Below are 14,967 nucleotides of genomic sequence, written 5' to 3' on the forward strand. Positions count from 1 at the left end.
TAGGCTATTCCAGGTGCGTAATTGATATCAGGTATCCAGGGTATATCATTGCGAGACCATTCAGTGAAAGGATTTACGATGGCTCGAATGAATAACAAAGTGGCTCTGGTCGTCGGTGGCGCGAAGGGTATCGGCCTGGCGATTGCAGAGCGGCTTTCCGCCGAGGGGGCAAGTGTCTTCATCACCAGTCGTAGAGGTGAAGACGCTGAAAAGGCGGCGAAAGGCATCGGCAATGGCGCGGTCGGTATTACCGCTGACGCAAGCTCTCCGGAAGACATGGTGGAGGCTGTCGAAAGAGTGCGCAAAGCATGCGGTCGTATTGACGCGCTCGTTCTGAATGCAGGTCTTTCCGAGCCTTCGCAGATCGCCGAAATAACGCCGGACCACTTCGACCGCCACTTTGGCGTCAACGTCCGCGGGATGGTTTTCGGCCTGCAGGCGGCTCTCCCGGCGATGACAGGAGGTGGGGCGGTCGTCCTCGTCGGATCCATCGCCGATAACGCGGGTTACTCTTCGTACGGAACCTATGCCGCCACCAAAGCGGCCGTTCGATCCTACGCCAGAACCTGGACGGCAGAACTCGCGCCCAAAGGTGTACGCGTCAACGTCGTTGCACCTGGCCCGACGGATACGGACATGATGGCTGCTGTCGCGGAAGACACTCGCGCGGCAATTGTCGCTCCGATCCCGATGGGCCGAATGGCTCGGCCTTCAGAAGTGGCTGCGGCCGCCTTGTTCCTGTTGAGCGATGACGCGAGCTACATCGCCGGTGCTGAACTGTGCGTCGACGGCGGCTTGCGGCAGGTCTAAGGGTCTGTCGAAAGGTGTACCCGATCTCGAGTAGGTCGGGTACAGCAACACGCGCTCGATGACCACCAATTCATCCAAGCCATCGTTCGGCCTGTCGTCACTTTACCGAGCTGACAGCCTCAAGAATGACCTCGGCGGTCACCTGCGGGTGAGACATATAGACCATGTGACTTGCCTTCACTTCCCTCACCTTCGTGGCTGTGCGCTGATACATCCACCGCAGAAAGTCGGGTGAGAGGACCTTGTCCTCGGTCGTCACGATGCCGAACGACGGCTTGTCATGCCATGCAGCATGCTGGAACCGGATCTGGAATGTATCCACCCTCATCGGCTTGGCCGACGCAGCCATAAAATCGGTGACGTCGCGCGGAAGGTCCGCACCGATCATGTCATGATAGCTCGCTGGATTTGGAACGAACCTCTTGTCGTCGAGCATCTTCATGTCCATGCCCATGGGAAAGCGGCTGCTGATCTCAGCCAGACTTTCGCCCTTATCGGGTTGAAGAGCCGCGACGTATACCAATGCCTTGACGTTGGGTGCGACACCGGCCTCGGTAATAACGGCACCGCCGTAGCTGTGGCCAACCAGAACGGTGGGGCCGCGTTGGACGGCGACAGCCAGTCTCGTCGCCGCTATATCATCTTCGAGGCTTGTATGCGGCAGTTCTACAATAGTGACTGCCAACCCTTTCGCCCGTAGAATATGATAGACATCCTTCCACCCCGAGCCGTCCGTGGTCCCACCATGCACCAGCACAACATTGGTCGCAGCGGCATTGGCAGATCCAACAACTTTGGCAGGCCCATCGGCACTGGCAGGTCTGGAAATTGACAGAACCAACAGAGCGCTAGCCAGAAGTCTCCTCATCGTCATCCTATTGCCTTTCCACTATCTCTGATGCGCATCGGGTGCCGTCCGTTTTTTCCGGGCAGCTTCATCACATTGCTCATGATGGAGCCGATAGATACACGGCGGATATCTGATATCAATTACGCACCTGGTTTAGCCTAGATATGGGCGAGTATACCTACTTGGAAATCCTCTCTCATCGCGTGCGAATGGCCGCATCGGGCCGACTCCGGACGTGACATCGATTTCGTTCCGCCACCAAATAGCGCGAAAGAGCCTGACCTCACCCCGCCGTAGAGAAGCGCCGTTGACAAATTGTCGACAAAGTGATGACATATTCTTATCAAGGCAGGGATGAGGCAGTTGACGGAAAGACCGACAGAAATTGGGAGCCCGGAAAGCAAGCGGGTACCGATGGGGGTGGCTGCCGGCAACCGCCACGCCAAACGTCACGAGCATCTCGTGAATTCCGTTGCCGATGCCGTCAATCAGGCGCCCTGCGCCGCCGCAATCGGTAGGGAGTTCCCCGCGTGACGCCAACCGCCTCCACCCCTCTTCTGGCCGTGGACGACCTGTCGGTCGAGTTCGGCGCCTCCCGCGTCATCGAGAACCTGAGTTTCTCCGTCTCGGCCGGCCAGACGGTCGCGATCGTCGGCGAGTCCGGTTCGGGCAAATCGGTGACCTCGCTGTCGATCATGCGGCTTGCCGACATGCTCGGCGCCAACTATCCGACCGGACGCATCCTGTTCCAGACCGCAGCCGGCGAGATCGATCTGCTGAAGCTCGATCAGAAGAAGATGCGCAGCATCCGCGGCAAGGAGATCTCGATGATCTTCCAGGAGCCAATGACCTCGCTAAACCCGGTTTTCACGATCGGGGACCAGGTGGCCGAGATCCTGAAGCTGCATGAGGGCAAGTCGAACAGTGCGGCGCTCGCCGAGGCGAAGCGGCTGCTCGACATGGTCCGCCTGCCCGATGCCGCGGAACTCCTGACCCGTTATCCGCACCAGCTTTCCGGCGGCATGCGCCAGCGCGTGATGATCGCCATGGCGCTCGCCTGTCGGCCGCGGCTGTTGATCGCCGACGAACCGACCACCGCGCTCGACGTCACCATCCAGGCGCAGATCCTCAATATCCTGCGCGATCTGCAAAAGGAACTCGGCGCCGCCGTCATCTTCATCACCCATGACATGGGCGTTGTCGCCGAAATGGCTGACGACGTGGTGGTGATGTGGAAGGGCAAGGCGGTGGAAACGGGCAAGGCGCTCGATATTTTCGAACGGCCTAGCAATGCCTATACGCGCACGCTGCTCGCAGCCGTGCCGAAGCTCGGCAGCATGACCGGCGAGGAGTTTCCCAAGCGCCTGCCGCTGACCGTGCTCGAAAACGGCGAACCAAAGCTCTCGGGTGTGGAGCGCATCCAGAATACCGCCCGCTACGATGCCGCTCCGCTATTGTCAGTGCGCGATCTCGTGGTGCGCTTCGACATCAAGAAAGGCCTGCTCGGCAAGGTCACGCACCGCGTCCATGCGGTTGAAAAGGTCTCTTTCGACATCCATCCGGGCGAGACACTGGCACTGGTCGGCGAATCCGGATCGGGCAAATCGACGATCGGCCGCACCATACAGCAGCTCCAGAAGGCAACGGCCGGCAATATCACCTTCTCGGGCAAACCGCTGTCGGCGATGAGCATGGCCGAGCGCCACAACCTGCGCCGGGACGTGCAATATATCTTTCAGGATCCGTTCGCCTCGCTCGATCCGCGCAAGACGGTCGGCTTCTCGGTCGCCGAGCCGATCCGCACCCACGGCCTTCTCGACAGCGAGAAGGAAATCGCAAAAACCGTCGATGCCCTGCTCGAACGGGTCGGCCTAACCTCCGCCCATACTCGCCGATATCCGCACGAATTTTCCGGCGGCCAGCGCCAGCGCGTCTGCATCGCCCGCGCGCTCGCCTCGAAGCCGAAGCTGATCATCGCCGACGAGGCACTTTCGGCGCTCGATGTCTCGATCCAGGCGCAGATCATCAACCTGTTCATGGACCTGCAGGAAGAGCGCGGCCTCGCCTACCTCTTCATCAGCCACGACATGGCCGTCGTCGAGAAGATGAGCCACCGGGTGGCGGTGCTCTATCTCGGTCAGATCATGGAATTTGGCAATCGCCGCCAGATCTTCGAAACGCCTTCGCACGACTATACGCGCCGGCTTCTGTCTGCCGTGCCGGTCGCCGATCCGCGCCGGCGCAAGCCGCTGGCGATGATCGAGGGCGACATTCCAAGCCCGGTCCGGGCTGTCGGTAACGAACCGGTGCTTCTCGCCCGGGAGGAGATCGCGCCAGGCCATTATGTGGCCCGTAGCGCGTGACGATTCGACATTCGGTTTTTCAACAGGAGCAAAAACGATGATAAAAATGCAGAGGGGTTTGCGGACGGCGTTCGTGGCGATGGCGCTCGCAGGCACGGTTTTCGCGCCGGTCTCGGCTCTCGCCGCCGGCAAGCTGACGGTGTCCTCACCGCAGGATCCGGGCAGCTGGGATCCGATCGACACTTTCCTGGTCAACTGGGCCTCGGTCTCGACCAATATCTTCGACGGCCTCACCTATCGCGGCCCCGACCTGAAGCTCGTACCGGGTCTCGCGACTTCCTGGGAAGTGCTCGATAACGGCATGCGCATCCGCTTCAAGCTGCGTGAAGGCGTAAAATTCCACAACGGCGAGGCCTTCGACGCCGAAGCGGTGAAGTTCACCTTCGACCGCCTGCTCGGTCCGGAAGGCGCCAAGGGGCCGCAACAGTCCAACTACAATTCGATCGGCAGCGTCGAGATCATCGATGCCAACACGGTCGAATTCAAGATGAAGGTCGCCGATCCGGTCATCCTCACCAAGCTCGCCGGTTACGGCGGCATGATCGTTCCGCCGAAATACATTGCCGAAAAGGGCGACGCCTATTTCAACGCCCATCCGGTCGGCACCGGTGCCTTCAAGTTCGTCTCCTATGAGCCCAAGGTGAACATCGTTCTTGCCGCCAACCCCGATTACTTCGGCGGTGCTCCGAAGATTTCGGATCTGGAATACAAGTTCATCTCCGAGCCGGCGACAGCGGTTGCCGAACTGCAGGCGGGCCGCGTCGATCTCGTCATTCCGCCGACCATTCCGATCGGCATGATCCCGACGATCCAGGGCAATGCCAAGCTTGCCGTGGTCACCTCTCCGGGGCCGACGGTCTATGCGCTGCGCTTCAATACGCGCGACGGCATCACCAAGGATCCGAAGGTCCGCCAGGCGCTGATCATGGGCGTCGACCGCGACGCGATCATCAAGTCGATCCTCGGCGGCCAGGCACAGCCGATCGCAAGCTTCCAGGGACCGCTGTCCTTCGGCTTCGACAAGGCGATGAAGCCGCTTCCCTACGATCCGGCCAAGGCCCAGGCGCTCCTCAAGGAAGCCGGCGTCGCTCCGGGCACGGCGCTGCAGATCGACCTTCGTGGCAACGAGTCGACCTTCATCGAAGTTGCCCAGGCGATCTCCGCCTACCTGCAGACGATCGGCATCACCGCGACGATCAAGCCCTATGAGACCAACGTTCTGCTGAACGACATCATCCCGAATGGCAAGACGGGCGCGATGTTCCAGCAGTCCTGGGGCGGCTGGACGCTCGACTACGACAACACTGCGGTCGCGATGTACAAGACCAAGGAAAAGTGGAACCCCTACGACAGCGACCCGAAGATGGACGAACTGCTTGCCAAGCAGCGCACCATCACCAATGTGGCCGAGCGCGAAAAGGTGCTGCAGGAAATCGCCCATTACGCGGCCGACCGGGCGCTGGAAATGCCGCTCTACAACTTGAACGCCATCTTCGGCATCAGCAAGCGCGTGAAGAATTTCACGCCCGTGCCGGACAGCCGTCTGAAGTTCACCGACGTCACCGTCGATTAAGACTTCGCGAGCCGCCGCCTTCGAAAAAGAGGCGGCGGCTCCGACAAGAAGAGGGGAACGAGATTTGGCCGCATTTCTGGTAAAACGCCTGCTGCAGGCGGTTTTCGTCGTGATCGCCGTGACACTGACGGTTGCCTTCGCGATCCGCCTCACCGGCGATCCGGCGCTGATGCTGACGCAGGGTGCCGGCAGCGTCACCGAGGCAGATCTCGTGCGCATTCGCGAGGGGCTCGGCCTCAACGAGCCGTTCTTCGTTCAATATCTGAATTTCCTGAAGAGCATATTCACGCTCGATTTCGGCAAGAGCTTCCTCGGCGGCACGCCGGTCTCTCTGCTGATCGGCAAGGCGCTGCCCGCAACACTGGCGCTCGCCTTCACCTCGCTGATCGTCTCGATCGTCATCTCCATTCCGCTCGGCATCAAGGCCGCCACGGCACGCGGCAAATGGGTCGATCAGATGATCCGCATCCTGTCGCTCGTCGGCCTGTCGTTTCCGAATTTCTGGCTGGCCACAATGCTGGTGCTGCTTTTCGCGATTGCCGTGCCCCTGCTTCCACCAAGCGGCATGGACGGATTTGAAAGCTTCATCCTGCCGGCAATCACCATGGGCATCATCCTGACGGCGACCAATGTCCGCCTGGTGCGCACCACCATGCTGGAGACGCTACGCTCGCAATATATCATGGTCGCGCGCGCCAAGGGCCTCAGCGAAAACGCGGTGCTCTACAAGCACGCGCTTCGAAACTGCGCCATTCCGCTGATCACCTTTTTCGGCCTGCAGTTCGGCGGCCTGCTCGGTGGCATCGTCGTGGTCGAGCGCGTCTTCAATTGGCCGGGCCTCGGCACGCTCGCTTTCGACGCCGTCGGAGCCCGTGACTATCCGGTGCTGCAGGCAGTCATCACCGTTTTGTCGCTGATGATCATCGGCATCAACCTTCTGGTCGACATCGCCTACGGGCTCGTCGATCCCCGCATCCGGACGGAGTGAGAGCCATGGCTTCGCGCGCTGCTTCCTCGAATTTCCTGAAACTCGAATTTGTCCTTGGCGCCTTCCTGGTGGGCATTATAGGGGTTGCGGTCATCCTTTCCGGCGTGATCTTTCCCGGCGGCGCCGAAAAGATCGACCTGATGTCGCGCCTCGTGCCGCCTTTCGTCAGGCCGGCGCATGTCTTCGGCACCGATCCGCTCGGGCGCGACGTGCTCGCCCGCGTGATGGCCGGCGGCAAGATCTCGCTTATGGTCGGCTTCGTCTCGGTCGCGGGCGGCGTCACCATCGGCGTCGTCATGGGCCTGATCGCCGGGTACTACCGCGGCATATGGGACATGCTGGTAATGCGTTTTGCCGATATCCAGCTGGCAATGCCCTTCATCCTGCTCGCCATCACCTTCATCGCCATCGTCGGTGGCGGGCTGGCGAACACCATCATCCTGCTGATCGTCTCGCAATGGGTGCAATATGCCCGACTGGTGCGAGGTTCGGTGCTGACGCTGCGCGAGCGCGAATTTATCCTGTCTGCCCGCGCCATCGGCGTCAAGGACTGGCGCATCATCGTCCAGCACCTGCTGCCCAACCTGATCGGCCCGGTTATCGTGCTGATGACGCTGAACGTCGCCACCAATATCCTGCTTGAATCAAGCCTCACCTTCCTCGGCCTCGGCATCGACCCGACGATCCCGAGCTGGGGCGGCATGCTCGCCGAAGGCCGCACCTATCTGCAGACCGCCTGGTGGGTCAGCGTCTTCCCGGGTCTTGCCATCCTCCTCACCGTCCTTGGCCTCAACCTCCTCGGCGACTGGCTGCGCGACAGTCTCGATCCCACAGGCAGAACATCCGCATGACACTGATCCACGAAAAGCAGGTCGAGCGCACGCTCGACACCCTCGTCGCCCGCTTTTCCGGCGCCAAGGGTACCAAGATCGAAGCCTGGGTCTTTGACGACGAGAAGAGCCGCCGGCAGGCCGAGGCGAGACTCGCCACCACGGGCGTCGAGGCGAAGTTCCGTAGTGCCTACAAGCCGTTGCTGCATTTTCTTCTCGAAGAGGTCGATCTCGAGAACCTCTCGGCTCTGCATATCGTCTACCCCGTTCATCGTGCTTGCCCGAAAAACCGTTTCCTGCTGGAAGCCTATCCGCTCGCCGGTCTTGTCGGAACGGCACGGCTGACCTTCGAAGCCGGGGCCGAAGATGCATTTTACGTAGTAACGCTGACCGCAAGGGACGGCGGCACCGAGACACACAAGGTCTTCGCACCGAACCGGCTCCACACGGATTTCATCGGCGAAACATTGCTGTCACCGACCGGCTGGCTGGCGGTTGACGGCGGCACCGGCGAACGGCTGGAAACAGATTACGAACTCCTGTTCTCCTCGGCCATGGAAGCCGTCGCTGCTCATGACTGGGGGACGAAGGAGCCCTATTTCGACGAACTCAATATCGCCGTCACCCTGCCGGCCGAAGACCGGTGCTTGGCCGTCGGCGAAGAAGTCGTCAGCCTTCGCGAGGCGCTGCATGAGGATTTCTATTTCTCGCTTCTGGAAGTCTTCCAGAAGAAATCCGGCCGGCCGATCGGCGACCGCGGTCTGCAGCCGGGCCAGATCATTCCGGAAATCCGCGAAGGCGAAACCATCTCGGTCCGCATCGAAACCCGGCCGCTCTGGACCTCCGAGGCGGTGGCTGAGCCGCAGCGCCTCGCCTGCGCGGTGTCGCCGATCCCGGTTTCTCAGATCCGCCGGGAACTCACAGCCATAAACGGCGTCGCCTTCGAAGCGCATTCTCGGACTGGCCGTGCAATCGAAGCCCGTTATCACGCGGGCGGCGACAAACCCGTCATCATCAGCGGCGGCCAGCATCCCAACGAGACGACCGGCATCGTCGGTGCACTGCGTGCCGCTCGGACGCTGAGTTCAAGACCGAACGCCCATTTCGTCATATCCCCGCTCGAAAATCCCGACGGTTACCAGGTCCACTGGCGGCTTCGCGCAGAAAACCCGCTGCACATGCACCATGCAGCGCGCTATACCGCGCTCGGCGACGATCTCGAATACCGCTCGGGCAAGGAACTGTTCGAAAAGGCGATCCGCCTCGAAGCAGAAAGGCTGAGCGGTGCGAAGCTGCACGTCAACCTGCACGGTTATCCTTCCCATGAATGGACGCGACCACTTTCCGGCTACGTACCGCGCGGGTTCGCGATGTGGACGGTGCCGAAGGGCTTCTTCCTCATCATGCGCCATCATACCGAATGGACGGCGCAGGCCGAAATCCTGATCGACCGCGTCAGCCGCCACCTCGCCGCCATTCCCGGCCTCGTCGCCTATAACGCCGCGCAGATCAAGCTTTTTGAAACCCATGCCGGCGAGACAGGCTTCCGCATCATCAACGGTTTCCCCTGCCTGATCTCGATCGACGACCGGCATACGGTTCCGCTGACGCTGATCACCGAATATCCGGACGAAACCATCTACGGCCCGGCCTTCATTCAGGGCCACACAGCGCAGATGGAGACCGTGCTTTCCGCCTATGACGCGATCCAGGCGATCGAGGAACCGTCGCAGGCCTCGGGACCCGCGGTCTGAGCCCTTCGGTGTTACCCGATTTCGGATGAAATCCATCCAGCGAGAACCATGCTTCTTCGCTGGATGGCCGCGCTTCGAAAAGCGCGAACCGCGGCCTCGCCAGTCTCCTGAATTACTCCTTGCCGCCTGCACAGATTCTGCAATCAGGCCCTGCATTCTCTTGTCATGAACAAGAGCAGCACCCCGCCCCGCATCACTCCCTCCACACTTCCAGATCGCCTCCGCAATGACGGATGGTGGCTGGTTGACGATCGCCAGCCAGAAGGAATTCCCCCTGACCAGTGCGCGGCGATTATTTTCGTCGTGATCCAGGGCGGCGTCAGAGAGAGGACCGGCAGTGCAAATAACTGACAAGCTGACGGCACCGATGCCCAAGGCACGTGGCGCCAACCGGATCGCAGCGCCACTCGCGGTCGTGGCGGTTTCGGATTTCCTGATCTTCGGCCAGGCGCCGGGGCTCAACCTCTTCCTGTTTGCGATTCTGGTAACCGCCGCGATCCTCTTGTCGGCAAAGCGGCGTGCGCGGCCCTTGACGACGGCCCTCTTGTTCGGCCTTTCGGTTCTCGCTGCGGCGCCGCTCGTCGAAACTCCATCACCCATGGGCATTGCCGTTTCAATTGGTGCGATCATGTGCGTCGCGCTGGCCAGCGCCAGGCTCGTGCCGCAGCGGCTCAGCCGTCTTCCCCCGGTTCTTTTTCGTTTTATCCTCGTTGTCCCGTTACGACTTCTGCAGGATTGCCAAAAACATCTTGCCTCGCGGGCCGAACGCTCGTCATTTGCCGCAGTCTGGCGGAATCTCGGCATCTGGATGGTGCCGCTCATTCTCGCTTCCGTTTTCCTGCTTCTCTTCGCCATCGCCAATCCGCTGATCGAAGACGCGTTGCGCCGCATCGATCTCGCATTCCTGCTGCAATTCATGGATCTGTGGCGGATCGGCTTCTGGCTGGCGATGGCCGCCTTTGTATGGGCCATGCTGCGACCGCGCCTCAAGCGCCGGATCGTTCGACGCGGGGCAGGCGACACGGCCGCGGATCCCACCGAAATTCCATTTCTCACCCATGCCTCGCTTCTGCGGTCGCTGCTCCTCTTCAATGCGCTTTTTGCCATGGAGACCTTGCTGGATCTCGTCTATCTCTGGGGCGGTGTCGCGCTGCCGGATGGGATGACTCATGCGGAATATGCCCATCGCGGCGCCTATCCGTTGATCGCCACGGCCCTTCTTGCCGCAGCTTTCGTCCTGATCGCCATGCGTCGGGGCGGCCCAGGCGACAAAAGTCCTCTGATCCGCGGCCTCGTCCATGTCTGGATCGGCCAGAACGTGCTTCTCTGCCTGTCGTCGATCTTGCGCCTGGACCTCTATGTCGAGGTGTATTCGCTGACGGAACTGCGCGTTGCCGCCGGGATATGGATGGGCCTGGTTGCCGTCGGCCTTGTCTTGATCCTGCTGCGGATCGCGTTGCGCCAATCCAACCAATGGCTGATCGCCACGAATATCGCCGTGCTGACAGGCGTGCTCTATCTCAGTGCCTTCATCGATTTTCCGGCCTTCATCGCCCGCTTTAACGTCACGCACAGCCTGGAACTCAGCCATGAGGGCGTTCCGCTCGATATCGACTATCTGTCGTCGCTCGGCCCTTCCGCCATTCCGGCGCTTGATCTCTATCTCTCCGCCCTGCCCGGCGAAGCGATCGACAAGAAGCACAGGGCGCTGTCGGTCCGGCAGTCGCTTGTCCATGATTTTGCGCTCAGGCCGGGTGACTGGCGGAGCTGGAGTTTCCGCGCCGAGCGGATCGAGGCCTATCTCCGTTTACCTGCAGGCATTGCAAGATAGAGGAAGAACGATAACAACAGCGACGGTGAATTTCTGCAGGACCCATCATGGCGCATCGCATCCTCGTCGTCGATGACGAACCCCATATCCGCGACGTGATCTGCTTTGCCCTGGAGCGCGCCGGCCTGGTATCGACAACCGCCCGCAACGGCACCGAAGCGATGATGGCCTTCCATCGGGGAAACATCGACCTCATCGTTCTCGATATCGGCATGCCGGAAATGGATGGTCTGGAGGTCTGCCGGCAGATCCGCAAGACATCCGGGCTTCCGATCCTGTTCCTATCCGCCAGGGACGAGGAGATCGACAGGGTGCTGGGGCTTGAGATTGGCGGTGACGACTATGTCACCAAGCCCTTCAGCCCGCGCGAACTGGTCGCCCGCGTCAAGGCGATCCTGAAGCGCAGCAGCAATGGCGGCGGTTTCGACAACCGTGAGACTATCCTTCTCGCCGGAGAGGTCAGCCTCGACCGGGCGGGCAGGACCGTGACCTTCAGCGGCACCATTGTCGCGACCACCGCGCTGGAATTTTCCATTCTGGACACGCTGCTTTCCCGCCCTGAGATGGTGTTCACCCGCGAACAGCTGATGGCGGCGGCCTACGGCCCCGGCATCCATGTCGCGGATCGCACGATCGACAGCCATATTCGCAACATTCGGGCCAAGTTTTCGGCGGCGGGCGCGAGCGGCATTATCGCTACCGTTCACGGCGTCGGTTTCAGGTTGGGCAACGATCTCGGGAGGAAGGCGTGATGACGGCGCCACGGGTGCGGACGAAATGGCGGCCGCCGCTGGCGCTGATCGTGTACGCGGTGCTTCTGGCCGTGATGGCACTGCCGGTCCTGATCATCGTCTGGTTTCGTGCCACGGAAACGACCTCGATCCGGATGACGCCTGCCGAAACAGCGGCACTGGTCGTCGTCCTCATACTGACGCTCGCGGTTGCTTATGTGCTCGCCCGCACCATAACCCGCCCCATCAATGCGCTGATCGCCCGCGCCGAGGAGATTGCCCGCGGCGGCAAGGCGGCAATCCGGCCACTGGAACGTTATGGAACGCGCGAGATCGCGACACTGTCGCAAAGCCTCCTCGACCTCGCGGGCAGGCTGGTCGACCGCACCGAATATGTCCGCTCCTTTGCGGCGCATGTTTCTCACGAACTCAAATCGCCGTTGACCGCGATCCGGGGCGCTGCCGAACTGCTGCGCGACGACCGGGCCGACCTGCCGATGACAACAGCCCAACGCCTGCATTTTCTTGACAATATCATCGCCGATGCCGAAAGGCTCGACGCCTTGCTGTCGAGGTTGAGGGAGTTGGCCCAGGCGGAGCTTCCGGTGGCTCAGGGCGAAACGTGCGCCAAAGATGTCCTGCCTCTGCTGCGCAACCGGTTTCCCGGCCTTGAAATTTTCGGGTCGGGAGACACGCAAACTGCAATTGCCCTGCCATTCGAAGCAGCCGGCATCGTCTTTGCCAATCTTGCGGAAAATGCGGCTCAGCACGGCGCCACCAGACTGGACCTGGTGGTAGGAGCCGACGCGCGAACCGCTACCATTCTGGTGCGCGATAATGGCAGCGGCATTTCCGAGGGAAACCGGGAACGCGTCTTTCAACCCTTCTTTTCGACCCGTCGCGAACAGGGCGGCACCGGCATGGGCCTCGACATCGTCCGCACCATGCTGGGATCATATGGCGGCACGATTTGCCTGCGGCAGGCGACCGGCGCGGCAACGGAATTCGAGATCATTGTGCCCCTGGCGCCCTGATAGGCGAAGAAACCGGGCTGAAGCACACCCCCCGCGATCGTTTGCGGATGCGGATTTCGATAGCACGGTGGCGGTGGCGTTCGCCTAGCTTTCCCCGCCGGGTGTAAACCGGGCGACCAGTGCGTGCCGGTCGCCGGGATAGATGAAACGAACGAATGTTACCGGGCCGGTGCTGCCCCAGGTCCGTCGTTCGATGACCAGACAGGCTGCATTCCTGGAAATGTCGAGCGTCTTTGCGACCTCCGCGCTGGCCGACTGCGCGTAAATTCGATGTTCCGCAGTGTTCCACGGAATCTGGCTGATGAGCCAGGTCCCCGGCGCCGAACTGGAAAAATCTTCGCCCTCCGCTTCAGGCACGGTCGTCAGATTGATCAACCGCTCCTCAAGGCAGAACGGCCGCTCACCGGCATGGTGAAGACAGACGAGATCGAGGACCGGAGCCGGTTCCGAAAGCTCCAGATGTTGCCGATCGATGGCGCTCGCCTCGCGTCGAACCCGCCTCTCCAGCCGGTAGGAATAGGAAAGGTTGAGGGAGCGGACCTCTGCCTCGATACTATGGATTTCAAGCACCGCGGCCTGCGTCACCGGTTGCGCCACGAAACTGCCGGACTTCTTGCGCCGCTCGATCAGCCCCGCCCTTGCCAGATGCGTCAGCACCTTGTTGGCGGTCATTCGCGAGCAGCCGTATTGAATCGCAAGGTCGACCTCGAAAGGCAGGCGATACCCGGGAGGCCATTCGCCGGAAACGATCCGTCCCTCTATGTCGCTCAAGATGCGTTGATGGAGAGTGGCTTCCTTGCCATTGGTCATACTGTCAGCAATTCCTGCATTACCGTCCTGAACCGCCGGCCGATCGCATCCCGCCGGATATGCCGTCCGCCTTCGACCTGCTTGCGGCCAAACGCCCAGACGCAATCCACGGCAATGCCGCCCGCAAATATCCAATGGTCGAGAATCTGGTCGCCGGCAAGGTAGGGAACATCTTTCACATCAAGCGAGACGATATCGGCGTAATTGCCTTGAGCCAGGCCGACAGCCGCATCGAGGGCCGTAGCGCCGCCCGACAGGGCCGCCTCGAACAGCCGCCGACCCGACGAACCGTCCGGCTGCGCTATGACGTTGCGCTTCTTCAAGCCGAGGCGCTGGGAGTATTCGAGCTGGCGCAATTCCTGCGCGACTGAGATCAGTATGTTCGAATCCGAGCCGATGCCGAAGCGGCCGTTCTGCCCGAGGAAAAGCTCGCCGGGGAAAATGCCGTCGCCGAGATTGGACTCGGTGATCGGGCAAAGACCGGCGATGGCGCCGCTTTGCCCCATGCGGCGGGTCTCATCCTCGGTCATGTGGGTCGCGTGGATGAGACACCAGCGTTCGCTCACCGGCATGTTTGCGAGCAGCCATTCGACAGGCCGTGCGCCGGACCAGGCAAGGCAGTCCTCGACCTCCTTCACCTGCTCGGCGATATGGATATGCACAGGCCCGTCGCCTGCCATCCGCACGACCTCATCGAGTTCCCGCGGAGTTACGGCGCGGAGGCTGTGAGGAGCGACGCCAAGTTTAGCGCCGGGCATGGCCGCTATCAGGCGACGGCAATCTTCCATCGTCTTGGCGAAATCGTCGACCGAGTGGATGAAACGGCGCTGCCCCTCGATCGGCGCCGCACCGCCGAAGCCGGAATGCGCATAAAAGACCGGCAGCAGCGTCAGGCCAATGCCTGACGCGGCACTCGCGGCTCCGATGCGTTCGGCCATTTCGGCGATATTGGCGTAGTGCCCACCGTCTCTGTCGTGGTGGAGATAGTGGAACTCGCCGACCCGCGAAAAGCCGGCCTCCAGCATTTCCATGTAGAGCTGTGAGGCGACGGCCTCGACCTGTTCCGGCGTGATCGACAAAGCAAACCTGTACATCAGCGTCCGCCAGCTCCAGAAGCTGTCGTCGCTGGGACCGCGAACTTCCGTGAGACCCGCCATGGCGCGCTGGAAGGCGTGGCTGTGCAGGTTCGGCATCGCAGGCACGACAACCTTGTGACGCTCGTCTTCTGCCGTCGCCCCAACGCCGACCTCTACCCCCGCAAGCCGGTCCGCCGCGATCGTCAACCTTACATTCTGCCGCCAGCCTTCTGGCAGAAGAGCCAATTGCGCGTGAAGCGTGGCCATAAACGCCTTCCCTTTTTCTCGCGGAGACCAAAATTCTTCTTGTCACTCGG

Annotated in this window: 12 protein-coding genes; 9 read left to right on the plus strand and 3 right to left on the minus strand. The window is 61.3% G+C overall.

Annotation, left to right across the window (positions count from 1 at the left end; genetic code table 11):
* Window positions 1–78 precede the first annotated feature (78 nt).
* On the plus strand, window positions 79–810 hold the full coding sequence (locus tag GQ59_RS18545; protein WP_037083864.1) for an SDR family NAD(P)-dependent oxidoreductase: 732 nt from the start codon (window positions 79–81) through the stop codon (window positions 808–810).
* 97 nt (window positions 811–907) lie between these two features.
* On the opposite strand, the gene GQ59_RS18550 is transcribed toward GQ59_RS18545, so the two are convergent.
* Entirely contained in the window at window positions 908–1,678 is a 771-nt protein-coding gene (locus GQ59_RS18550) for an alpha/beta hydrolase (protein ID WP_244448003.1), read from the minus strand.
* A 512-nt stretch (window positions 1,679–2,190) separates the two neighbouring features.
* On the opposite strand from GQ59_RS18550, the gene GQ59_RS18555 reads away from it, so the two are divergent.
* The 8 genes from GQ59_RS18555 to GQ59_RS18590 all read left to right on the plus strand — a co-directional run bounded on the left by GQ59_RS18555 (window position 2,191) and on the right by GQ59_RS18590 (window position 12,764).
* Window positions 2,191–4,023 carry an ABC transporter ATP-binding protein gene (locus GQ59_RS18555; protein WP_037083869.1) on the plus strand — a complete coding sequence of 611 codons (1,833 nt, stop codon included), beginning with the start codon at window positions 2,191–2,193 and terminating at the stop codon, window positions 4,021–4,023.
* A 37-nt stretch (window positions 4,024–4,060) separates the two neighbouring features.
* Window positions 4,061–5,596: an ABC transporter substrate-binding protein gene (locus tag GQ59_RS18560; RefSeq protein ID WP_037083871.1), complete on the plus strand. Its 1,536-nt coding sequence runs from the start codon at window positions 4,061–4,063 to the stop codon at window positions 5,594–5,596.
* Window positions 5,597–5,660: 64 nt separating this feature from the next.
* Complete coding sequence (locus GQ59_RS18565; RefSeq protein WP_037083873.1) at window positions 5,661–6,584, plus strand: ABC transporter permease; 924 nt, start codon at window positions 5,661–5,663, stop codon at window positions 6,582–6,584.
* A gap of 5 nt (window positions 6,585–6,589) precedes the next feature.
* A complete protein-coding gene (locus tag GQ59_RS18570) occupies window positions 6,590–7,435 on the plus strand; it encodes an ABC transporter permease (RefSeq protein WP_152564381.1) in 846 nt (281 codons plus the stop codon).
* On the plus strand, window positions 7,432–9,168 hold the full coding sequence (locus GQ59_RS18575; protein ID WP_037083877.1) for a M14 family metallopeptidase: 1,737 nt from the start codon (window positions 7,432–7,434) through the stop codon (window positions 9,166–9,168). The genes GQ59_RS18570 and GQ59_RS18575 overlap by 4 nt, the downstream gene beginning before the upstream one ends.
* Window positions 9,169–9,505: 337 nt before the next feature.
* On the plus strand, window positions 9,506–10,999 hold the full coding sequence (locus GQ59_RS18580) for a DUF4153 domain-containing protein (protein ID WP_152564382.1): 1,494 nt from the start codon (window positions 9,506–9,508) through the stop codon (window positions 10,997–10,999).
* Window positions 11,000–11,046: 47 nt separating this feature from the next.
* On the plus strand, window positions 11,047–11,751 hold the full coding sequence (locus GQ59_RS18585; protein WP_037083880.1) for a response regulator transcription factor: 705 nt from the start codon (window positions 11,047–11,049) through the stop codon (window positions 11,749–11,751).
* Window positions 11,751–12,764 carry a sensor histidine kinase gene (locus GQ59_RS18590; RefSeq protein ID WP_037083881.1) on the plus strand — a complete coding sequence of 338 codons (1,014 nt, stop codon included), beginning with the start codon at window positions 11,751–11,753 and terminating at the stop codon, window positions 12,762–12,764. Before GQ59_RS18585 ends, GQ59_RS18590 begins: the two co-directional genes overlap by 1 nt.
* A gap of 84 nt (window positions 12,765–12,848) precedes the next feature.
* Here GQ59_RS18590 and hutC read toward each other — a convergent pair whose 3' ends face one another.
* Complete coding sequence (gene hutC / locus GQ59_RS18595) at window positions 12,849–13,574, minus strand: histidine utilization transcriptional repressor HutC (RefSeq protein ID WP_037083882.1); 726 nt, start codon at window positions 13,572–13,574, stop codon at window positions 12,849–12,851.
* Window positions 13,571–14,917 (minus strand): formimidoylglutamate deiminase, encoded by a 1,347-nt coding sequence (locus GQ59_RS18600; protein ID WP_037083883.1) that lies wholly within the window; start codon window positions 14,915–14,917, stop codon window positions 13,571–13,573. Before GQ59_RS18600 ends, hutC begins: the two co-directional genes overlap by 4 nt.
* Window positions 14,918–14,967 lie beyond the last annotated feature (50 nt).

It is taken from the genome of Neorhizobium vignae (genome assembly GCF_000732195.1).
Classification (GTDB): domain Bacteria; phylum Pseudomonadota; class Alphaproteobacteria; order Rhizobiales; family Rhizobiaceae; genus Neorhizobium; species Neorhizobium vignae.